19 protein-coding genes are annotated in these 23,852 nt (G+C 40.4%); 15 read left to right on the forward strand and 4 right to left on the reverse strand.

Features of this window, described 5'->3' with window-relative positions; all coding sequences use genetic code 11:
• Positions 1 to 78: 78 nt before the first annotated feature.
• Entirely contained in the window at positions 79 to 747 is a 669-nt protein-coding gene (locus tag EZ437_RS11535; RefSeq protein WP_131596131.1) for a 3-keto-disaccharide hydrolase, read from the forward strand.
• Between the two features lie 18 nt (positions 748 to 765).
• Here the strand turns inward: EZ437_RS11535 and EZ437_RS11540 are convergent, their stop codons facing one another.
• The 3 genes from EZ437_RS11540 to EZ437_RS11550 all read right to left on the reverse strand — a co-directional run bounded on the left by EZ437_RS11540 (position 766) and on the right by EZ437_RS11550 (position 6,964).
• Positions 766 to 1,959, reverse strand: coding sequence for a hypothetical protein (locus EZ437_RS11540; RefSeq protein ID WP_131596133.1), 1,194 nt, complete (start codon positions 1,957 to 1,959; stop codon positions 766 to 768).
• Positions 1,960 to 2,258: 299 nt separating this feature from the next.
• Positions 2,259 to 3,932 (reverse strand): RagB/SusD family nutrient uptake outer membrane protein, encoded by a 1,674-nt coding sequence (locus tag EZ437_RS11545; RefSeq protein WP_131596135.1) that lies wholly within the window; start codon positions 3,930 to 3,932, stop codon positions 2,259 to 2,261.
• A 20-nt stretch (positions 3,933 to 3,952) separates the two neighbouring features.
• A complete protein-coding gene (locus EZ437_RS11550) occupies positions 3,953 to 6,964 on the reverse strand; it encodes a SusC/RagA family TonB-linked outer membrane protein (protein ID WP_131596137.1) in 3,012 nt (1,003 codons plus the stop codon).
• Between the two features lie 477 nt (positions 6,965 to 7,441).
• Here EZ437_RS11550 and EZ437_RS11555 point away from each other — a divergent pair, with 477 nt between their 5' ends.
• The 14 genes from EZ437_RS11555 (at position 7,442) to EZ437_RS11615 (ending at position 23,243) form a co-directional block, all read left to right on the forward strand.
• A complete protein-coding gene (locus EZ437_RS11555) occupies positions 7,442 to 7,714 on the forward strand; it encodes a helix-turn-helix domain-containing protein (RefSeq protein WP_131596139.1) in 273 nt (90 codons plus the stop codon).
• Between the two features lie 367 nt (positions 7,715 to 8,081).
• Positions 8,082 to 8,648, forward strand: coding sequence for a Crp/Fnr family transcriptional regulator (locus tag EZ437_RS11560; protein WP_131596141.1), 567 nt, complete (start codon positions 8,082 to 8,084; stop codon positions 8,646 to 8,648).
• Between the two features lie 109 nt (positions 8,649 to 8,757).
• Positions 8,758 to 9,150, forward strand: coding sequence for a RidA family protein (locus EZ437_RS11565; protein ID WP_131596143.1), 393 nt, complete (start codon positions 8,758 to 8,760; stop codon positions 9,148 to 9,150).
• 277 nt (positions 9,151 to 9,427) lie between these two features.
• Positions 9,428 to 9,613, forward strand: a complete 186-nt coding sequence (locus EZ437_RS21735; RefSeq protein WP_205942687.1) for a hypothetical protein — start codon at positions 9,428 to 9,430, stop codon at positions 9,611 to 9,613.
• A gap of 12 nt (positions 9,614 to 9,625) precedes the next feature.
• On the forward strand, positions 9,626 to 9,910 hold the full coding sequence (locus EZ437_RS22065) for a zinc-binding dehydrogenase (protein WP_205942714.1): 285 nt from the start codon (positions 9,626 to 9,628) through the stop codon (positions 9,908 to 9,910).
• A gap of 8 nt (positions 9,911 to 9,918) precedes the next feature.
• Positions 9,919 to 10,134, forward strand: coding sequence for a hypothetical protein (locus EZ437_RS11575; RefSeq protein WP_131596145.1), 216 nt, complete (start codon positions 9,919 to 9,921; stop codon positions 10,132 to 10,134).
• A gap of 326 nt (positions 10,135 to 10,460) precedes the next feature.
• On the forward strand, positions 10,461 to 10,712 hold the full coding sequence (locus EZ437_RS11580) for a transposase (RefSeq protein WP_165500393.1): 252 nt from the start codon (positions 10,461 to 10,463) through the stop codon (positions 10,710 to 10,712).
• 191 nt (positions 10,713 to 10,903) lie between these two features.
• Entirely contained in the window at positions 10,904 to 11,482 is a 579-nt protein-coding gene (locus EZ437_RS11585) for an RNA polymerase sigma factor (protein WP_131596149.1), read from the forward strand.
• A gap of 96 nt (positions 11,483 to 11,578) precedes the next feature.
• Positions 11,579 to 12,709 (forward strand): FecR family protein, encoded by a 1,131-nt coding sequence (locus tag EZ437_RS11590; protein ID WP_131596151.1) that lies wholly within the window; start codon positions 11,579 to 11,581, stop codon positions 12,707 to 12,709.
• A 358-nt stretch (positions 12,710 to 13,067) separates the two neighbouring features.
• Complete coding sequence (locus tag EZ437_RS11595; protein ID WP_165500394.1) at positions 13,068 to 16,502, forward strand: SusC/RagA family TonB-linked outer membrane protein; 3,435 nt, start codon at positions 13,068 to 13,070, stop codon at positions 16,500 to 16,502.
• A gap of 18 nt (positions 16,503 to 16,520) precedes the next feature.
• Entirely contained in the window at positions 16,521 to 18,134 is a 1,614-nt protein-coding gene (locus tag EZ437_RS11600) for a SusD/RagB family nutrient-binding outer membrane lipoprotein (protein WP_131596155.1), read from the forward strand.
• Positions 18,135 to 18,152: 18 nt separating this feature from the next.
• On the forward strand, positions 18,153 to 18,776 hold the full coding sequence (locus EZ437_RS11605) for a DUF1735 domain-containing protein (protein WP_131596157.1): 624 nt from the start codon (positions 18,153 to 18,155) through the stop codon (positions 18,774 to 18,776).
• A 50-nt stretch (positions 18,777 to 18,826) separates the two neighbouring features.
• Positions 18,827 to 21,655, forward strand: a complete 2,829-nt coding sequence (locus tag EZ437_RS11610) for a M16 family metallopeptidase (protein ID WP_131596159.1) — start codon at positions 18,827 to 18,829, stop codon at positions 21,653 to 21,655.
• Positions 21,656 to 22,307: 652 nt separating this feature from the next.
• On the forward strand, positions 22,308 to 23,243 hold the full coding sequence (locus EZ437_RS11615) for a hypothetical protein (protein WP_131596160.1): 936 nt from the start codon (positions 22,308 to 22,310) through the stop codon (positions 23,241 to 23,243).
• A 32-nt stretch (positions 23,244 to 23,275) separates the two neighbouring features.
• Here the strand turns inward: EZ437_RS11615 and EZ437_RS11620 are convergent, their stop codons facing one another.
• Positions 23,276 to 23,815 (reverse strand): hypothetical protein, encoded by a 540-nt coding sequence (locus EZ437_RS11620; protein WP_131596162.1) that lies wholly within the window; start codon positions 23,813 to 23,815, stop codon positions 23,276 to 23,278.
• Between the last annotated feature and the right edge of the window lie 37 nt (positions 23,816 to 23,852).

Raw genomic sequence — 23,852 nt, forward strand, 5'->3', positions numbered from 1 at the left:
AAGATACTTATTAAGTATGTTTTTGTCAGCTGAATATCGTTGATTTTGAATAAATAGTTTAACTTTATTGATGCAATTATGAAAAGAACCCTCCTGTTATTTGTGCTTTTTCCATGCTGGTTAGCAAATGCACAAAGTGATAAAATGAAACCCATCTTTAACGGTAAGAATCTGGAAGGCTGGACAAAGTTTCTGCAGAAACAAGGTGCCACTAAAGACCCTCAAAATGTTTTCAAAGTGGAGAACGGTGAACTTCATGTTTCAGGACAGGAGTTTGGTTATGTGGCGACCACTAAAAGTTACCAGGACTTTCACCTGTCGCTGGAATTTAAATGGGGTGAAAAGAAATATCCGCCCCGTGAGCGCGACAAGAGAGATGCCGGGATCTGTTTTAATGTGGAAATGCTGGGCAATAAAATCTGGCCGAAGTCTGTTGAGTGCCAGATACAAGAGGGTGACGTAGGCGACCTGTGGTTAATAGATAGCGTAACGGCATTTGTGGACGGAATTAGCACCGAACCTAAAGATTATGCACAGGTAAAGAAAATAAGAGATGGAGAGTTGCCGCATGGGGAATGGAACAGGGTAGAGGTGATCTCAAAAAAAGGCAAGTTTAGTTTTCTAGTAAACGGAATATTGGTGAACGAGGGTGAATACATGAGTGTAACCAGTGGCAGGATACTACTGCAGTCTGAAGGTGCTGAGGTATATTACCGGAATATTAAAGTGGAAGAATATACGCTATAGTCTACTGTCGTTCGTGGTTCAACCAGCCGTTATGACTGTGCCATCTTCCAATGTGACAGATCTTAAGATTACTTTTATGTGATCGACTCCGGGGAAAGAGCCCAGTTGAAAACTTGATGTGCTTACTAATCCGGGATCGAAAAATCCGGTTGCCTGACAACCAATGAACGTACTGCCTTGTGTTGCTTCCTTAATGATCTGATCATCTTTATCATAGCATGAAACATCGAATGTCACATACTTTAATGTCTTGGTAGAATTATTTTTAAATGTTAGGTCAACGGTGACAATACCCGCGGAAGTTACATTACTGATCTTGGAGTTTTGAAGTGTTATATATGAATCTGCAATTTCTTTTGCGGCCACGATGTAAGAATTGCTGGTAAGCGTACCTATGGAAGCTTGAAAGACGTAATCGCCGGGTTTATCGGTTTTAAAGGAAGTTCCTGAAAAGGGGGTTCCACTAATAGTCAATTTATAGGGGTCGTTCAACACTTTACCAGTTATGTCAGTAACCCTCACTCTAAACACAGCTTCGTCTTTATTGTTGGCTTTAATGATTCCCAGATATCGATCTGAATCAAGAATTATTTTGAACGGTTTTCCTTCAACTTCATCAGTGGCCCTGATCATAATTTTGTTGCTTTGCAAGCTGCCGAAAGAAGCCTGAACAGTATATTCTCCTTTTACAGCAGTTTTAAAGGTATTGTCACTTGGAGTTTCATTCACTGTGAAAGAGCAGATTACAGGTAGAACTACCCCATTTATATCGGTCACCTTACAATGGAAGATCACTTCCTGTACATCGTTGGCCATAATTTCAGCCCTGTCTGCACTCAGCTCAATTTTGTGGGCACTGCCGGCCTGATCGCCAATAGCGGTGACAGTATAGGTGTTGCTGACAATTTTACCAATTGAGGCCTGGAAGACATAATTTCCAGGGGTGCCAGTTTTAAAAGAACTTCCGTTATATTTTTCACCATTGAGCATTATATCGCAGGAAGTATTTATCTCTATTCCATTGATATCTTTAACGCTACATTTTAAATTCACTTCTTCCTTATTGTCCGCCTTTATTGTGGTTCCGGAGTTGTCGGAAGAATTTATTGCAAAAATCACTATAGCGTGAGGTGCTGGTGCTTTAGGATCAGGCTTTTTACAGCCTGATAACAGCAAAATGGTCGCAAAAAACAGCAATGATATTTGTTTCATAGGAGTAATGACTAGCATAAGTTTTCAGGTGAGGCGCTGAGAACTGGCCCGGGATATCCTAGTGGCCTTACTATAAAGATACGAAATTTCTGGAGACAACGTCCTGCCTTAATGCAAATTCATACACTTTAGAGAGGGAACTGGCGAAGATGCTGAAGCATTTCATCAATCTGGATGATTCAAAAATGCAGTGATCAAGAATGTAAAAGAGGATGTTTAGCCAGGGGTTCGTTCCCTGGCTAAACATCCCAATAATGTGTTCGGTGGATATTGCTGGGCGCAATTAACTCCACCCGTACTTAATAACCCGGGTTTTGAACCAAATACCCTGGCAAATTAGATGCGCCATCAATTGCCGTTTGAGGAATAGGGAAAAGTCTTTTTCGCACATCAGTGTTCTTTTTTTCTGTCCAGATACCTTCGTATTTTCCGAAACGGATCATATCTGTACGTCTGACCATCTCCCAATAGAACTCAAATCCCCTCTCCCTGAATAAAAGGTCGAGTGTGATATTAGTAAGCGGTGCCGCAGGCGTAGTCGCTGTTCTAGCTGCTCTAACCATATTAACATCAGCTAAAGCAGATGCATCGCCTTTCCTAAGCTTTGCTTCAGCACGCATCAGATAAATATCTGCAAGACGCAGGATAATGATATCATGCTCTCCAAAATTTCTACCACTTACTGAAGTTTTACTAAACTCATATTTTGAAACACGATAACCCGTGTTGTAATTACTTCCAGCAACTGTGTAGTCCACAATTTCTGTGAAATCCACGGCCAGGGTAGGTCTGCTACGCGTATCATAGAAAAGCTTGTCCACTTGCATCTTTCCATCTGGACATTTTAAAAACACACCATTACGTCTGATTAAGCCATATTGTTGTCCACGTAAGATCCCGCGATTGATATTAAAGCTAGCAGCATCCACGCAACCAGTAGCTGATGGCAGATTTTGCTTGAAAAAACGAGGATCTGCAATGGCAGGATCCACCGCGCCATTCGCCTCAACCCAAGTTCTGTAGAAATCTGAAGTAATAGCCGGACCATCTGTTCCATTCGCACCTGTATATGCGGGCAATGGAAACTGATCGCCAGAGATGGAGAAGTACCCTAAACGGTTATGCCCGTTTAAATCAGCACGCTGGTCTACCGCAAAAATCAATTCCTTATTCGTGTGATTGTTGTCGCTAAACAATGAGAAGTAATCTGGTGATAGATTATACTGGCCAGCACTAATAATCTTATTACAATAGTCAATCGCTTTATCTAAATCATCGTTGGTAAACGTAACAGTTGGAGCATATACATTTCTGTAAACGGCTGCGTTCATGTGTAGTCTTGCAAGCAAGCCCCACACCGCTCCTTTTGTAATTCTACCCGGACCAGTAGTTGTCTCAACAACAGGCTCTATTGACAGTAACTCAGACTTGATGTATTCAACAGCCTCATCGCCTCTTAAGATCTTCGATGTTTCACTAGCATCATCTTTCACAAACACCAACCCATAAAGGTCTAACAAAAGCATATTATAATAGGCTCTCATACCTTTTGCTTCAGCTGCGAAAAGCTTAGCGCTAGGGTCAGGATTAGTTGGAAGTGCATTAATTGCTGTCACACTCCTCGATATTCCAATGAGGATATTGTTCCAGGTGTTCCTTACGTTCACATCGGTACTGATATTCTCATGCTGATGCAATTGAAGATAGATACCATTATCTCCCCAATCAGTTCCGCCACGGAAAGGCAGGATCGCCTCATCTGTAGAAATTTCCTGTAGGGCAAAATAGTTAGTATGGATAAAGATGTCTTCTAACTTAGCATATACAGGAGCTATGATACCTTCGGCCTGTTGTTTATCATTAAGCCCGGCAACAGAAGATTCGTCGAGTACTTTTTCTTCCAGTTTCGAGCAACTGTAAGTTGCTGTCAAGCCTATAAAAGCTAGCAACAGCATCAATATTTTATTTTTCATACTTTATGACTTAAAACGTATTACAATGAGAAATTTAGACCAAAAATTACAGTTCTTGCTTTCGGATAGCTTAAGAAATCAATTCCGTAAGAAGACACACCGTTTATAGCTCTATCGGCATTTACCTCAGGATCATAACCAGTATAATCAGTAACAACAAAGAGATTCTGACCGGTTACCGACAACCTGATGTTAGAAAACCATTTGTTGATTCCTAAATCCTTGGTATTAAAAGTATAGCCCAACGAAGCGTTGTTAAGCCTTAAAAAGGCTCCGCTTTTAAGATATCTGGTGGTTACCGGAGTAGCATTGTTTAGCGATTCGGTAGGATCTGAAATAGCTTCAAACGTGGTATTCGTATTTTTCGCCAATCTCAATTTTGAGAAGCTTACGTTCTGCGTGTAATCATAGATCTTGTTGCCAGCTACACCGTTAAAATTGACACTCAAATCGAAGCCTTTCAAAGCAACACTTCCATAAAAACCATAAATGGTGTTCGGTATCGCTGTACCGGCAGATATCCTGTCTTTATCAGTGATCAGCCCATCTCCATCTAAATCACGGTAAACACTCATACCTGCGGCATCCAAACCAGTAAATTCCTTTAGGAAAAATGTTCCTACCGGCTGATCATTGATGTATCCGTTAATCGTTGACGAAGTAATACCAGCACCAGAAACCGACCCTGCAGGAATAACAGAATATGGTGAATTTTTAACCTTATTCTTCAAATAGGTTAAGTTACCGCCAATGTTATACGTGATGCCGTTATCTGCTGTATGTCTGTAATCTAACTCGAATTCTATTCCCTTATTGGAGATGGTCATGTCTTTCACGTTCGACCATACTTCTGCTGCCGGCTGAACCGGATCTGCCGGAATTACCTGCAATAGAATATTGTCTGAAACTTTGTTAAACACATCTACCGTTCCCGTAAGCGCGCCTTTAAACAAACCAAAGTCCAAACCTATGTCTGTTTGTTTGGAGGTTTCCCACTGAATGTCAGGGTTCGCCAATCGGGAATAAGTAGTTCCTGCCGGATACGCTCCTGTTGGGTAAAGCGGATAACTTGCAGAGGCAATAGAGGTAAACAGGGCCTGGGTAATTTTGGGTGGGATCTCCTGGTTACCCGTAATTCCGTAGCCTCCTCTTAGTTTTAAAGTACTGAATACAGAATTCTTCATGAAATCTTCTTCAGCAATGTTCCATCCCAAGGAGAAAGATGGGAAATAGCCATATCTGTTGTTGGCACCAAACTTAGAGGAACCATCAGCCCTGAAATTAGCGGTGAATAAATACTTGTTGTTGTATTGATACGTTACCCTACCGAAGAATGATTGCAACTCATTGATAAAGGCAAATCCTCCTGGGCGGTTGTTACCTAAGGTCAAATCCTGTCCAACACCTGGGTTATAGATAGGGTCTATTCCACCAACTAGAAATCTGTTGATGCTGTTATTTCTTTGCTGTACAAAGATTTTCTGATAAGAATGCCCGGCCAATGCAGATATATTATGCACCGTGTTGGTCCAGTTATAAGTAAGATAGTTTTCGATCAGCGTATTTCTGTTGGTGTTATAGAACGTCTCTAATCTTCCATCGCGTAGGGGAACTGCATTAGGCAGATTAACTACATCGCGTGTAGCCGTAGAATTGTCAACACCGACATTCATCTTAAAAACAAGTCCTTCAATTATTTTAAAAGAAGGTGAAATATTACCTAATACGCGGTTGGTAGTTGTGATTTCTTTATCCAGATCAAAAAACAAGTATGGATTGTTAATATTCTGATAGATCGCCGTGTTGCCGTTTTCATCCTTTGCTGGATAGGTCGGGTTATTAACAAGCGCATCGCCGATTATACTTGTGATTGGTGGACGCTGTTGTTTCGTATTGTTAGCACTTAGATTAAGGTCTATCACCAATCTATCTTCCAAATATTTCTGGGTTGCATTGAACCTTCCTGAGTACCTGTCCAGGTCATTTTTCTTAATAATACCTTGCTGCTTTTGCACGCCAAGTGAAGAGAAATAGATAAGTTTATCTGATCCGCCACTCATGTTTAAATTATAATTCTGAGTTTTGGCAGTTCGGGTGATCTCTTTCTGCCAGTCGGTATTACCGCCTTTATCATCAAGAACTCCCCCTGCTTTTGGTACTTCGGTACGGAATTCATCTGCTGTTAAAACCGGTATTGATCTAGCCAGTTCCGAAACGCCATAGCTTACCACCGCACCAAGAGTCGATGTACCTGCTTTACCCTTCTTTGTAGTCACGAGGATGACTCCATTTGCTCCTCTGGAACCATAAATAGCAGTTGCAGATGCATCCTTTAGCACGTCGATCGATTCGATGTCCTGCGGATTGATAAAATTCAATGGATCGCCACCTCCAGTACTTGAATTGTCCAAAGGCAAACCATCTACTACAAATAGCGGTGAACTGCCGGATCTTACACCACCAGGTCCCCTAACGTTGATACCAGTAATACCTCCCGGCTCACCGCTTGCAGAGGTAACATTTACACCAGATACCTTTCCTTGTAACAGTTGTTGTGGCGTGTTAATGATACCTTGGTTAAAGTCGTCACTTTTCAACGACTTTACAGATCCGGTTACATCCCTTTTGTTCTGGGACCCGTATCCAACTACCACCACCTGCGATAAACTGGATGCGCTGGCTTCTAGTCTTACCTCAATCCTGGTTTTATTGCCTACTAAGATTTCTTGAGTTACGTAGCCTACATATTTGATCAGCAGGATTGTGTTGTCATCGGGTATACTGATGGTAAAAGCACCATTTCCATCAGTGATTACCGACTGGGAGCCGCCTTTTACCGTAATACCTGCACCAGGCAATGGCTTTCCATCTTCGGCATCCAAAATGGTTCCGGTAACCGTTTTTTGCTTAACAACTTTCGACGTAGGGCTGGTTGCAAATGTTTGCTGCGGACTTAAAACACAACAGCAAGCTATTAACGCAACGGAAAATAATTTTAGATACTTAAAATAATAAATGTAAACTTTCCTCATATAGTTAGGGTTTGTTTGTTAGTAATTTTTTTGTCGGCAAATACGCATACGCATATTAACTCAGTGTTAGTCTGAGGACACGAATTTGTTAATTATGAAGAGGGGGTTTTGGAACTTTTAAGGTAAAATTTGAATGATACATTAACAGGGTTTTTATACATTTTGATATTGCTATCCGCGGAGAGCGGGGATTCGAACCACCCGCTTTAATGCCGCTTAAAGGCTATATTTATGTATTTTACAAGTGACTCACTAAGAACTCACTGTGCGATACTTTGTTGATCTCTTATTTAAAGATAAGATATTCCTGTAAAACGGCCAAATTCCAGGCTAAATTATTTAATGAATTTTCATAAAAACAATCCCAATAAAGTCCCCTGTTGGGACTGCTCGAAACAGCATCTGGCGACTTTTGCTGCCGTTTATTTTTTACTTGGCATACTGCCATATAAAGTTTAATGCAAAAAAAAGGAGCCTATGACAACACTAGATTTAATAACTCGTGAAGACCTGCAAAAATTCAAAGCTGAATTGTTCGCGGAACTTAGAAGCATATTGCCTGCTACTGCCGACACTGCTGCTTCAAGAAAATGGCTGCGAAGTGCTGAGGTCAGAAAGATACTCAACATATCACCCGGAACCCTGCAGAACCTTAGAAACAGCGGACAACTGCGATTTTCAAAAGTCGGCAGCATGACTTATTACAAATCAGAAGACATTACGACATTGCTGGAAGACAACGTTTCCTAGACTATCCAGATTATGAAATCAGCAGATACTTTGGATCAGTTTTTAAAACAGGCTGCGGCAGACAACAGATTGTTTCCGACCTCAGCGAGCTGGTCGTAATTCAACTCCAAAGGGTAAGTTATGTTTCGACGCAAAGATCTCTTGCCGTAAAATGTGACAGGTGGCCGAATTACCTTTGATTGTAACCGAAACATGTTAGATTGTTTTACTTTCAGGAACGGCACCTAATTTAAAAGTTATCTTCTGTCTTTGTACTTTCAATAAAGTTGACTCTTCTAATCACTCTGATCAGCTTTATAGCTTTCAGAAATAAGCGAAGATTATGGCGTTTCGAAGCGTTTGCTATTAAAATACTATATATTTAAGTATGTATAAAAATCTCCGCAACCATATTGAATCGATTGTACCGCTTACAGACGAGGAATACACCTTAGTGAGCAGCTATTTTAAGATAAAATTCTTTAAAAAACATCAGTTCATGGTGACCGAAGGAGAATTGACATCTTACAATTATTATTTAGTTTCAGGGCTGACAAAGCTGGTGTATACGGATGCATCTGCCAAGCAGCACATACTTGCTTTCGCCATGGAAGACTGGTGGGATACTGACTATCAAGCATATTTTACCCAAACCAAAGCAACACTCTCCTTGGAATGCCTTGAAGACACCCAGGCACTGTGCATTACGCTCAGCGACTTTCATGAACTTTGTGGCGCTCTGCCAAAAATGGAGCGTTTCTTTCTGGAAAAGGTCACGCGAGGCTTTCTCGCTTCACAACGCCGTATCCTGTCATTGCTAACAACTAGCGTACAAGAACGTTACGAACAGCTGATTGTTCAGCATCCTGCCCTTTTACAGCGGGTACCCAAAACTCAGATTGCTGCCTATCTGGGTGTTTCAAGAGAAGCTTTGAGCCGATTGGGTCCAAAGTGATCTGCCGCACAATGAAATCGTGACCGATGTCACAGGCTGTATTGAAGTGTAACACGCAACTTTGTTCCATATCAAAAATTACAAATTAAAACAATTAATTTATATATATATGGAAAAGCGAATAATCAACCCTTGGACCTGGCAGGAACAACTCAGCTATGTTCAGGCAGTAGAAGTAAAAAATGCAGAAAGCACACTTTACATTTCAGGACAGGCGGCTGTACATACCGATGGTAAATCCAGCAATGCTGATATGCGGACCCAGCTTGGACTGGCGATTCAAAACCTCGAAACAGTGATTAGTGAAGCCGGTTACGAATGCAGCAATATAGTTAGGCTGGCGATTTACACGACCTCCTCTGATGAGTTTATCAATAGCTGTTTTGACCTGTTCCAAGATTTCGTAAGAAAGCACGGAATAAAATCCGCACTTACGCTGCTACAGGTAGTTGGCCTGAACGAAACGTTGAATGTGGAAATAGAATCCACTGTGGTGAAATAATTCATCTTGATGCTGACCTTCTATATATAAGGCAAACTGAAACACTCAATAAAAGCCACTTGAGTATAGCTCTGCTTATTTTCCGGACGCGGAGTTGGCTGACTACAGAACATAACAGGTGTCTGGGTTTCAGATATTGCTTAAAGATCCTATCTTTTTCTAGGGTTTCAGTCTAATCTAAGGCAATCCAACAGTTAGCTAAGTTCATCAGAGATAACTTATAAAAATTTTAAAAATCAAATTAGGAATTTACCTAAACGGCTAAATACAATACATTATGAAAGCAGCAGTCTTAAACGAGTTCGGCTCGGTTGAAAAGTTTGAAATATTAGATGTCCCAACCCCAAAACCGGGATTTGATGAAGACTATGAAAAAGAAAATTATATCGATGCAATTTTAGATCTGACAGACAATAAAGGCGTGGACGTTGTAATTGATACACTAGGTGGTAACACACTTTAGGACAGTGGTAAGATTTTAAGTCAACGGGGACAGTTCGTATCATTAGTTGATATTGAAAAGCCCCAAAACCTGATCCATGCGTGGGGGAAGAATGCCACTTACCATTTTGTATTTACCAGGCAGAGCAGAAACAAACTGGACGAACTCACAAAGCTGATAGAGTCCGGCAAGCTAAAGCCTCTGCTAGGCAAAGTTTTCCCATTATCGGAAATAGCAAACGCGCATAGTCTGCTTGAATTCAGAGAAGGTGATAAAGATTTCTATGGGAAGATAGGTATACAGACATATTTACCATAAAACAGAAAATGATGACAGTCAAAAAAAACAATGGATATCAACACCTGGAAGCACTTTTAACGGCTTTCAACCAAGGAACCGATGAGGTTCTGAATTTGTACAATGAGGATGCAATAGTACAGTACCCCTATGCAGCTTCACTTGGGCTGCCTTCCAGCTTTACTATGGATGATTATAAAAAGCATTTAGCCATATGTTGGGCAGTATGTCCGGTATCTCCTTGAACGGATTAAAGGTTTATGAATTAAAGGAAAGGAAGCTATTGGGCCGAGGTTCACCGCGAGACCAGTATTTCCAACACGAACGCGCTGTACCAGCAGGATTATGTAATTTATTTTACTCCGGAAAATGGAAAATTCAGTGAATATAAAGAGTACTGGAACATATTACCGGTTTTGAAATCTCTGCTCGGCAGCGAAGAAGCACAGAAAATAATCAACAATAATTAACAGGAAGAACTTATGAAAATTGCAATTGCAGGTGCCACAGGGAACATTGGCAGCCGTGTAGCCGCGAAGCTCTCCGCTAACTGGTAAAGGGGTTTAAGCAATTGTTCACTGCCAAGGAAGACGGGCTATTAAAAAATTGGATTGAAGAGGCAGTAAAGTCTGAGTGCGGATTGAAGAACTTTGCCAAAAATCTACGAAAGGACTACGAAGCGGTAAATAATGCAGTCACTACAACGATAAGCAATGGGCAAGTTGAGGGCCAGGTAAACCGGATCAAAAATATAAAAAGGAAAATGTACGGCAGGGCGGGCTTTCAGTTGCTGGGAAAAATGGTTCTCGCAAAGTCAGCATAATTCACCAAAAGTGACGAAGAACCACTTTGGAGCGTAATATGTGGCCACTTTGGATAAAAAGAAGTGGACACTTTTAGGATAACCACCAGTAATTGTCTATAATTGTTTATAATTGCATCAGAATTAAATAGCTTCGATTAGATTATATGTTGAAATTATTAATCGAGGCAAAATTTAACTTTTAACTGGGTATGACAATTTATAGTAGATTTTCAGATTTAGAACTGACATCCTTTTTAGTAAAGGGGGATCATACGGCCTATGAAGAAATCTATAACCGTTATAATGCTCTGCTCTATATTCATGCTTACAAAAAATTACATAATCGGGAGCAAGCCCAGGACATTGTCCAGGAAGTCTTTGTAACGCTTTGGGCCAAGCACAAGGAATTGCTTGACATTGCTAATATGGGAGGATTTCTGTACACATGCATATATCATAAAATTCTTGATCTGATCACACATCAGAATATCAATGAAAAACACATCTCTCAATTATCAACCTATCGGCGATCAGAAAATAGTAATACTGATTTTTTAGTAAGGGAAAGGCAGCTGACTGTTATTATCGAGCGTGAGATTAAAGAGCTTCCACCAAAAATGCGTGAAGTTTTTGAATTAAGCCGGTTTAGACATATGAGCCACAAACAAATTGCGGAGCAATTAGATGTTAGCGAAGAAACTGTAAAGAAACAAGTTAAGAATGCTCTAAAAATTCTTCGTACTAAACTGGGCCTCTTTGTTTATCTGATATTTCTGCTGCGATTTTAAATCTTCGTTTTTTTTATAATTATTTTTTTCTTACCCCTGGGTGATTTTGATCCGTCTTAGTTATAAGCATCAGGAATTAATTTACATGATATAACTATGACTAACCAAGAGTCCGAAAAATTGTTAAAAAGATACAGCAGTGGGGAAGCGACTGACGAAGAAGTAATCTTGTTGCTCTCCTGGATACAGGAATCGGAAGGACTCGAAAATCCTGCGTTCACTATTGAGGAATTGGAGTCGAATAAATTTAAAATGTGGCAAAAAATCATGTCCACAAATAAAAGCAATACCTACAAAAAATGGTGGCCTTCAATTGCCATTGCTGCATCGTTTGCTTTAATTGTTAGTGCCGGACTTTACTCTTATAAAAATTGGGCAGGAGATAGCTTAATCTTAAATGATATTGCTCCTGGAAAAAATACAGCAACACTGACCTTATCCAATGGCAGCAAAATCAATTTATCGGATGTGGTAAATGGAAAATTAGCTACTCAGCATGGGGTTACTATTTCTAAAACCAAAGAAGGAGAATTGCGATATCAAACCCAAACAGAAAAACAAAACCTTACACCAGAATACAATAGTCTCACTACAGCTAATGGGCAACAGTATGAATTGGTGTTACCCGATCAGACTAAGGTTTGGTTGAATTCTACCTCTGTTCTTAAATTCCCGGCTTCGTTTATGGGGTTGAAAGATCGAACAGTGGAGCTTTTAGGTGAAGCATATTTTGAAGTTTCTAAAGATCAGGAACATCCATTTATTGTTAAAACGGCAGAACAGGATGTGATTGTACTTGGAACACATTTCAATCTCAATAGTTATGCAGATGAGCAGGCTACAACAACTACCTTATTAGAAGGTTCAGTGAAAGTATTATCAGTATTAAATCATTTTTCGCAAACCATCAAACCAGGTGAGAAAGCAGTAAATACAGGTAAGTCAATAACAGTTGAACCAGCAAATTTACAGCAGGTGACAGCTTGGAAAAATGGTTTTTTCCGTTTTACCGATGAAAGTCTGGAAAGTATTTTGAGGCAGATTTCAAGATGGTATGATGTCAAAATCGTTTACGAAGGTAATCGCAAAGATTTTGCAAACCTTACTTTTCTAGGAGTAATCTCACGGGACAAAAACCTCAGTACAGTTTTAAAAACTATAGAAAGAACCGATAAAGTTCGCTTTACGGTAAAAGGGAAGATTATTACTGTCAAACTTAAAAATTAAGTTCGCCTGAAAAATAATCAATTATCAACAAACTAACCAACAAACTAAATGAAAAGAAACGAAAAAGACCCCTAAGGGCGAGCCAAATTCTGATCAAAAAAACAGGAGCGCTTGCAACGCTCCTGTAAATAACTGATCAATGAAATTTGAATTAACAACATTCTAAAATTGCTGTGAAGTGACATTGGCCGATGAAAGCATTGCACTTCCCAGCTTAATCAGTATTCAAATGTATAAAAATTTTACAAAACCTCTTTGTATCCTTTTAGGCTACATCGAAAAACCTATTCGGATGTTAAACCTTGTTCGTTTACAGGAGGTTAAATGTCTATGGAAAAGGTTGAATCTTATTCTAGCGATGAAATTAATAGCGATATTATTATTAACCGGGATGGTACATGTCAGCGCCTCTACTCTGGCACAAAAGATTACCATTAACCAAAAGAATGTGAGGATCGAAACTGTGCTCGATGAAATTGGGAAACAGAGTGGGTATAACTTCTTTTTAGATGTAAAAATCTTGAAGAATACCAGACCAATATCCATTAATGCATACAACCTATCGGTGGAGGAAGTGTTAAATCAATGTTTAAAAGGACAATCATTGGTCTTTACCATTGAAGATAGGATTGTGGTGATTAAAGAGAAAGAGTCTTCTTTTCTTGATAAAGTCATTGATAGCTTTAATACTCAAGATCTTCATGGGGTTGTTATTGATGAAAAAGGAAACCCTTTATTAGGGGCAAGTATAAAAATTAAAGGTACAAACCGTTCTGTAAGATCTGGTAAGGATGGGAGTTTTACCTTTAAAAACGTTGATGAAAAAGCGATCATTTCGATTTCTTTCATTGGTTATAAAACTTTAGAAATTGAAGCTGGAAAAATTAATGGTACGATAACCCTAAAAACGGATGTTGCCAAACTTGATGAAGTAACTGTTACTACTGCTTATGGCATTGAAAGAAGTAAAAAAGAATTGGGCTATTCTGTTGCTAAGGTAACTGGTGAAGAGATTAACAGAGCGAATAGTGGTAATATACTTAATGGTTTAGTAGGTAAGGTTTCTGGTCTTAACATCATGACTCAAAGTTCTGAGATGTCACCCAAAATGAGGGTGTTATTAAGGGGAATTCGTTCTTTTGGGCAAAGCAGTAATAACCAGCCTTTGTTTGTTTTTAACGGTGCGCCGCTATCTTTTGGTTCTGATGCCGAATCTGCCGACCGTGCCGTTGAATTTATCAATAACCTGAATCCTGCAGATATTGAGGATGTGACTGTATTAAAAGGTGCCAATGGAACGGCTATGTATGGCCCTGAAGGTATTAATGGCGTGATTTTGATCACCACAAAAAAGGTAAAACAAGGTGAACTCATTGTAAATGCACGGGTAAATTCTTCATATACCCGGATGGATTTCAGACAAAGGACAGATCAGCGCACTTTTGGAGTTGGAGATGAAGTCAGTTTCTTTGGTGGGAAGTCAGCAGACAGTTGGGGGCCTGCTTATGATGGTAGGATCATTTCTATCGGTTATCCTGATATAAACGGAGCGTTTCAGAAAGTGCCTTATCAGGATCTGGACGACCGCTATAACTTTTTTAACGTAGCCAGGAATACCCGTACAAATGTTTCTCTTGCACAGGGTGATGCCACTTCTACTTTGTACCTGGGATTAGGTCATGTCGATCAAACTGGTTTATTGCCTGGTGACCAGCAAAATCAGTCTACCGTTTTGTTCAATTCAGGAAAAAAAATAGGAAAGAATGCAGAGATTCTGATTAACATTAACTATTCAAGAATAGCCAGTGATAGGGGAGGTGATGTAACCAGTAAGGTTTTAAATACACCAAGTTTTATTCCTTTGCTAAGTTACAAAGATTATAAAAATTCTTATTGGGGTGGACTGGATAATTATTGGTCGGGTGTTAATCCATATGCTGCACTTGATCTGACCAGGCAAAAAACTACAGATAACTCTTTTACCGGTAGTATTACAGGCAATTTAAAGGTACTACCTTGGCTAAGCGTTAAGGATCAGGTCTCGCTCAGCTACTGGGGACGAAACCAGAAGAAGAATGCTGCACCTATAGTGTTTTCTGATTTTGCAAGGGTAGATCCTTTTAAAAGATATGATGTTGAGCCAAAAACCGAAGATTACCTGGGCACGACTTTAGGTATCAATAATGATCTTTTATTGACTGCCCTGCATAAAACGGGTGATTTTCTGATCCGCGCAAACATAGGTAATACCATCCGGGATAATTTTGAAAAGCAGTTGAAAACTAATGCTATCCTGGTTATTCCTGTTTATAATAACATTTTTTACCGTTCTGATTTAGGGATTGGCTCGGATGAGGTAACCAGGCAAACCAGGAGTATTTCCTTACTGGGTAATGTTTCGCTTGGCTATAAGGATAAGGTATTCCTGGAACTGACCGGCCGTAATGAATGGGATTCTAAAAGGGCAAAGGTAGCAAGAGGAAAAGACTTTTATTTTGGTGCCAATACTTCCTTGGTGATGAAGGAAATTGTTCCATTTTTAAAGGATCAAATCTGGTTAAGTAATTTTAGGTTCAGGTTGTCGGCAACACATACTGCCAATATGAATATTGAGCCTAATCAAAGTGAGCGGATTTTAAATCTGGTCTTCCCTTATCCATTTACCAATCCCACTACCGGTAAATCTATTCTTGGTTACGGTATATTGACCAATCCAAATCCAAATATTAAACCTGAAAAGGTATTCTCGCAAGAGTATGGTTTAGAAATGGGCTTTCTCCAAAACCGGATCCGGTTTGATGCAGCTTATTATCACCAGGTTAATAACGGGGTTATCATGCGGGTTGGTGTTCCGGGTTGGAGCGGATATCCTGATCTGGACAATGCGGGTAAGTTCAGAAACACCGGCTGGGAATTTGATCTGGGGCTTAATCCATTGGTAGAGCTTGGTGAAGACATTAATATTTCTTTAACCGGACGTTTTTCTATCAATAATAATAAGGTACTGGAGGTTTCTGATATTTATAACGGAACTTTCATTGCAAGGGATCCCAGTGGAAATCCGTTTTATGCAAGGGTAGGACGTTCTGCATTTGAATTTCCTGTTACGGACTTTGTAAGAGATCCGGAAGGGAGGGTAATTGTAGATAAAAATACCGGGATGCCCACTGTTGATTATCAAAACCCAAAAATAATGGGCAAAACATTGCCGGTATATCAAGGCGGAGTTACCCTTAACTTTAATTATAAAAGATTTACGCTTAGCACACAGGCAGATTACTCTGCGGGGAATGATCATGCGTTTGGTTCTTCTACCATATTGCAAGGTACCAGTGCACTTACACTGCTCAACAACAGGGAAGTGTTTGTGTTCCCTAACTCTGTGATAGAAGATAGTCCCGGTCATTTTGTAAAGAATACAAGTGTTGCTGTTTCCAATGCAGGCAAGGAGCTTTTCTCCAGGTTTGCTGATGCAACCGTTCATTCTATATCCAGTGCCAATTATTGGAAGATCAGGGAAATTGCCCTACAATACGAGATGCCGATAAAATCAAAATTGATCAAGAAAATGGCAGGGAGTATTTATGCGCGTGATCTGTTTTCTTTTTATCCGCATTCCAATATTTATGGAGACCCTGTTGCAAGTAATGGTCCGGGGCTTAAGACCAACCAGGTTCAGGCAATTGGTCAAAGGCAGGAAAGTCAGTCCAACAATGTTAGTGGTAGTGCAGCCGATACCAATGTTGCACCAGGAACCATTATTTATGGATTTACGTTTGGTTTATCTTTTTAACACTTTAATTCAAAGAACATGAAACGAACTTATAAAATTATTATAGTCTCAACCCTTCTGATGACCACAATGTTTCAGAGTGGTTGTAAAAAAGGCTGGCTGGATGTGAATTATAATCCTCGTGAGCTCACCAATACCAATGCAACCTCAAACCTGCTTTTACCACCCTTGCTGGAAGTTGCAGCTGCTATTCCAGGAGAGTTTGAAATCCTTTCCATGTGGTTAGGGTACTGGGCAGGCCCGACTTTGCCTCCGGCATTAAACTTAACCAATTATACTAATGTACCCAGCGGGAGCATGCCAAGCCAGACACTTCCTTTTTTAGAAGAGAAAGCTACTGCTTTGGGACAGGATTTTTACCTGGGCATTGCTAAGGTATTGCGCGCTATTGCCTGGAGCAGATGCGTGGATAAGCTGAATGATGTGCCCTATTCTGAAGCTTTTAAGCAAGCCATTTTAAGGCCTAAATATGATGACGGGAAGTCTATCTATGAAGACCTGATGAAGCAGCTAACAGCAGCAAGCGCACTGATTAAGAATGCTGAAGTTTCAAAGAATGAAAAGATAGCCGAAGCAGATATCATGTTTCATGGGGATAAAGTAAAGTGGTTGCAATTTATCAATACACTTAAATTGCGCTTGCTGATCCACCAGTCTAACCGGCCGGAAAGGGCTGCTTATATCGCCAGTGAAATTCAGACGATTAAAGATCAGGGTTCAGGTTTTTTACCTATGGGTATGGATGGAGCAGTGAACCCGGGCTGGGGATTGAACATTAAAGTTTCCCTATACTACGGATTATACTCAAGCAGTAATAACAGGGGTGGTTCCAGGGGCGATATTTTTTCTGGGGTAAATAGTGTTGATTTTGCACATGCAAATGAATATGGACTAAATTTATTAAAGGCAGATCAGGATCCGAGGATTGGATTCATCTACTCTTCTGTTGATGTAGTTTTACCTGCAGGTGCACCTGATCCATTCCCACAGCCGGCGCCCAATACATTTAGAGGCAGTAGATTTGGATTACCAATCAACTCTATTCAATATCCTTATCAAAACAGACAATATATTTCTGCAGTTGGTGGTTCCCGCAATACGGATGTGGTATCCGCCGCTTCTGCAGGAATTATTAAGGGCAATAATATGGATGCCTGGGTAATTACCAGTGTAGAAAATGCCTTTTTACAGGCTGAAGCAGTTTTCCGTGGCTGGTTAACGGGCGATCCCGAACAGGCTTATAAAACAGCCTTAAAGGAATCGTTCAGGTGGCTTAATGTAGGTGGTAACAAAGCTAATCCTTCGCTTTCGGATGCTATTTTTGATCAGTGGTATACCGCACAAGCAAGTAATCAACGGGTAAACTGGACTGCCGCTCCGGATAAATACAAACTGATAATGTTTCAGAAATATATGGCATTGAACGGAATTGACCCGATAGAGACCTGGGTTGATTATAGAAGGAACGGACGTTTTCCAGATGTTCCGGTCTCCGTTGATCCAACAAGAATTGGGAATACAATACCGATCCGGTTTGTATATACCAATGATGAGATCATCACCAATGAAGCAAATGTGAAAGCGTTAGGTGAAATAAACATGTTTACAGGTAAAATCTGGTGGATGCCTTAATTCTTAATCTTAAAAAAAATGAAATTAATGAAAACCTATATATTTATGCTGCTTACGGCCTGTCTGTTAACCAGCTGTGTCAAAACTGATGATGGTATTTTAGATTACCGGGGCATCGAAGCTTTAGTCATTAACCCAAAAGCCAATTTCCCCTCGAGAGCAATTTTTGCTGCTCCGGCTGTAGATAGTGCATTTGGGGTAACCAGGTTGAATTTAACGGCCAAATATTCTTTTCAAATGACGGCGCCAAGAGATCTTAAAATAACTTTTACACGCAACGATGCTTTGATTGCCCAATATAACCTTGCCAATGGCACTAACTATTTGCCTTTACCTGCAGATAGTTATGAGATGAACGGTACGCAGGTAGTGATTGAGGCGGGTACACAAGAAGCTGTAATTCCTATAAAGGTGATTCCGGCTAAGATCAGCGGGATAAATAAATACATTATTGCCTTCTCTTTAACGGATGCTGATGGGATTAATATTGCAGAAAACTTTAAAAGCATTATTTATACACTTAAAGGTAATAATGCTGTAGTAGTGCCTCCCATCGGTCCGGGAATTCCCATCGGTCCTGGAGTTCCCATCGGTCCTGGAGTTCCCATCAGTCCTGGAGTTCCCATCAGTCTTGGACACTAGCGCGCCATAGTGATAACATTTTTGAAAATCAAATACTCATTAAGTAATAAATGAAATCTTACATAAAAAAAATAACTCTTGCAATAGGTCTTTCCTTGCTCACTTTTAGTCAATTACTTGCTCAGGAATTGCCGCTTAATCCGGAAGTCACCAGGGGCAAGCTACCCAATGGTTTTACCTATTATGTGCAGAAAAATACCAATCATAAAAAACGGGTAACGTTATACCTGGTTAACAAAGTAGGGTCTATTCTGGAAACTGAGGAGCAGCGAGGTCTGGCTCATTTTATGGAGCACATGAGCTTTAATGGCAGTACGCATTTTCCAGGCGCTACCTTGGTAGATTTTCTGGAAAAGGCTGGAGTTCGCTTTGGCGCTGATCTTAACGCTTATACTTCTTTTGATGAGACCGTTTATCAGTTGCCTATTCCTATTGATAAGCCGGAAATGTTAAATAGCGGTTTGCAGGTAATCCGGGACTGGGCTGCTGAAGCAACGCTTGATCCAAAGGAAATTGATAAGGAGCGTGGAGTTGTACTGGAAGAAAAGCGGTTAAGAAATGGTGGACAGCAAAGAATACAGCAGCAAACTTTCCCTTATATGGTTAACCATTCCAGGTATGCAGATCGTGAACCGATAGGAACGGAAGCTGTACTTAAAAATTTTACCCGGGAAACTATTCTTTCTTTTTATAAGGACTGGTACAGGCCCGATCTACAGGCAATTATTGTAGTTGGGGATGTGGATGTTAAAGATATAGTGCAGCGCATACACAAATTGTTTTCAGATTTGAAAGCTCCTGCAGTGCCTAAACCAAGACCAGAATACACGATAGAGCTGAGTGGTAAGAATCAATTTTTGGCCGTTACTGATAAAGAAGTTCAGGGAACCATGATGCAGATTATGATCAAGCATCCGCATAAAAAGCTGCTTACTCATGCAGATTATATGGATTATATAAAAATGAATCTTTTTAACCAGGTGTTGGCGGCACGCTTTCAATCTGTTTCTCAAAAAAATGCAAGCCGCTATATTGGTGTGAGTGCAGGATTGGCGCCATTCATGGCGAATGTTGAAGCATTTACTGCAAATTTATCTGCTAGACCAGGTGAACTGGAAAAGGGATTTGCAGCTTTCTGGTCAGAAATTAGTAAAATCAAGGACCAGGGCTTTACCGCTGCTGAGCTGGACCTTGCTAAAATGCAATACCTGAATGGTATGCAGGCTATGGCAAGCGAAGGAGATAAAAAGCAATCTGCACAATATGCCCAGGAATATGTACGTCATTTTCTTAATGGTAATGCAATTCCAGGTATAACTAAGGAAGCTGAACTTACTGAAGCTTATTTGCCGGCCATAAGTCTGGGCCACATCAACCAGATGGCAAAACAATACATCAGTGAGGTAAACAGGGATGTGGTCATTATTGGCCCTGAAACTGCAAAGGCAGGATTGCCGAATGAACACCAGGTAAATGAATGGTTTGCAAAGTATGGAACAACAACTGCTCCTGCAGCTAATGCAGAAGAGGAAAAAGCGGTATTGGCACTCGCCAAAATGCCTATGATTGCTGTTCCGCCGGTTAAGGGTAAAGTGGTTTCTTCTACAAAAATTAAGGAGTTGAATCTTACTGAACTGAAGCTGAGCAATGGTGTACGGGTGATCTTAAAACCAACGACCTTTAAAAATGATGAGGTCAGTTTTACGGCTTTTAGTCCGGGCGGTACTTCTATATATTCTGATGCTGACTTCCAGACTGCAACTAACGCTGCTTCATTGATTGTTGAAGGTGGTATTGGTGATTTTAATGGAGAAACACTGAGGCAAAAGCTTAATGGTAAGCAGGCTGGAGCAAATCCGTTTATTGGAGAGCGTATTGAGGGAATATCCGGCTACAGCAATGCAAAAGAATTGGAAACTGCGCTTCAACTAACTTATTTGTATTTTACTGAGCCGCGAAAAGATACTGCTGCATTTACTGCTACGATGAGCAGGGCAAAGGCTACTCTGGCTAATCCTATAAATACACCTGAGAAGATGTTTGGAGATACGTTGACTGCTGTTATGAGCAACTACCATTTACGCATGAAATCTCCAACGCTTGCAGACCTGGAAAAAATTAACCTGGACAGGGCTTTTGAAATATATAAAGAGCGCTTTAATGATGCTTCTGACTTTACTTTTATAATTGTAGGTAACTTTGATCCTGTAAAGATCAGGCCATTACTGGAGCAATACCTTGGCTCCCTTCCTGCCACTGGCCGTAAAGAAAGTGCAAAAGATTTGGGTATACAGATCCCATCAGGGGTCATTAAAAAGACGATTTACAGTGGGGCTGAAGATAAGGCTACTGTGCAATTGATCATTAGTGGGAATTACGAGTATAGTGAAGCGCATAACATGCAACTTCAGGCCATCAAGCAGGTTTTGGAATTGAGAATGCTGGAAAGGCTGAGAGAAAAGGAGGGGGGAGTGTACTCTCCAAGTGTATCTTTAAATGTAAGCCATTCGCCAAGAACACGCTATGCTTTTGGAATTTCTTTTGGCTGTTCCCCTGCAAATGTAGAAATGCTGATTGCTGCAGTTTGGCAAGAGATTGCAAAAATTAAGGCTGAAGGGGCTTTTCCGGAAGACCTGGCTAAGTTCAAAGCAGAGAAAAAAGTAGGGATGACAAATGCATTGGAAACCAATGGTTTCTGGCTGAACTATTTGAGCAACCAATACCAGGAACAGCTTGATCCTAAAGACATATTGAACTACACTAAAAATCTTGAGAATTTGAATGGGGCCGCGCTTAAAACGGCAATAAATACCTACCTGGATGGTAAGAATTATGTTCGTGTGGTTTTGCTGCCAGACAATCAAAAGGTTATTAGATAAACTTTTCTATAGACAGGAACTACGTTCCTGTCTATAATTTTATTTTGCAAGCATCCATTCTCAGTTGGGATGGGCTTATTAAGTTAGTGCGATAAACTTTCAGGGTCATTGGTATTCTACTACTGTATCCTGGAGGAATACGTATCATTCTTTCGGAATATTTTCAAGGTTATTCTCTAAGCGCCATTTCGAAAAAGTTAAAGGTGTGTTAGGTGGATTCTGCCACTGAATTGAAAGCAAAAATGGTGAAATTTCAAAACGATGAAGCTGGACTGGGATATTCTGTAATAAGCATTCCCAGGGTTACTAGCTTCATCAAGATTGATGAAATCTGCTCAGCAAACTAGGCTAATGGTCAAACGGGTCAGGCAAAAGATATTACAGTAAACTACATCCTGAACTGGACGACGAACTGGAATATACGATCCGTAGGGCTACTATAGTTGGCGGCAAACCCGTTGCCCTTGAAAAGAAATTTCTGACCAATTCCCTGAGCGGTCAGGCTACAAAAAAAACTGGTAATGATCTACACAAGTTAACTGTGCTTTTGGATAAGTTTGATGCTGAATATCAGTCCATCCTGGTCAAAAAAGCAGCTAGGTCGTAAATGAATAAGCAGATGCAATATTCCTTAGTTCATTAAAAGATTTAGATGGAAAAACCGGTTAGCATAAATTTGCGGGGAACAACAATTTCTGAATTAACAGATTTCCGGTTTGACACGGTGGCAAATGAGCATCAGTTTTTTCAACTTACATTCAGGCGGGCATTGTTGCAGACCGATTTTGATCTGAGTGCACCCGAAAGTTTCTATAATACGCCCGTTCGGCTTAATTTTCTTACGCCATCAGGCAAGGTCCGCCAAGTTACCGGCAACATCATTACCCTGAAAGGCATAGATAGAACACGTCATTTGCCTGAGGTAACTATCGCAGGAACTTTTTACAGTCCTGTGGGTAAATTCCCGAAACTTGACCGCTTTATATGGGGTGCTATTGTATTACCATTACTGCTGATGGGATCGGTTTTTCTGTATGCACATCTTCTTAAAGACAAACTTGTAGAAAGAACAGGTACTGTAGCATCGTATTCCAGGAATTCTTCGTACAAGGGTACCAGAAGGCACGCCTTTAAGGTTGCTCCTTTTCAGGCGAGCTTCAAACGGAGTTATTACCGGCCGATTGTCAATCGCCCTTCTGAGTATATCGATGCTTTGTTTACCTCATCCTATGATGGCTATCATGCTGATAGTACCGGGCAGCCGGTGCAGTTTTTTGTTCTGGATGGGGATGTTGACAAACTATCTGCAAAGGGTGAGACAGTTCCTTTTTTCGGTCTTCGGCATGCCGGTAAGCCCTATTCTAGCTTAGACCAGTCTCTTGATATCCTGTATTATGCTAAAGATCTGGTATGGTGGTATTTCTTGTGGGTGATCTATGCTTTTGCGGAAATTGCTTTACTTGGATTTGTATTTTATTACTACAGGATGTTTGCTTTTAAAGACGACCCCCGTAAAAGGATAGTTTCTTGGAGTTTCGCTGTTTTGATTGCAATACTTAACATTCCGGTTATTTTGATGTTCATTTAAAGGTTATTGATGATGTGGTAACAATTTCTTTGTCAACGCAACGGCCATTTTCCATAGTAGGCCAATATTTTATAGCGTCCCTTTATCTTACCAAACACGAATCCAAAATAGCTTTCAGATGCTCCACTTTCTCCGGCATACTGTGCGTATAGTTCATACAGCCTGGTATTTGGATCGGTGTGTTCTCGTAAGACCGTATAATAACTGTCTTTATGTTCTGTTACTTCGCTGACTGCTTCCAGGCCGAGTTTCGGCAGTATCCGGCACACATCTTTGTGGAAGATGTCGTTTTTATAGTTGTCAAATTCCTTTTTGTCAATTGGATCGACCGGAAGTTCCTTTCCATTCGCCTGGTCTTCTTTTGCGGTAAAGAATGGGTAATGAAAATACACTCCGGCTTTTACAAAATTTTTAGCCCGTATCGCAGACTGGAGATCTTTCATCGCAAGACTGAATGCTGCCCGATCCGTGTTATTTTGAGCATCGGCATTTTGGTTCGGGTATGCTGCTGAAAATAAAAGAAAAAGTGAGCACATGAAATTCATTATGTGTTTGCTGCCTGTGCTGATCATTTTGAAAGCTTTAAGGGTTAACTGAAATCTTTGGAGA

Origin of the sequence: Pedobacter psychroterrae (assembly GCF_004331695.1) — a bacterium.
Taxonomy (GTDB): Bacteria; Bacteroidota; Bacteroidia; order Sphingobacteriales; family Sphingobacteriaceae; genus Pedobacter; species Pedobacter psychroterrae.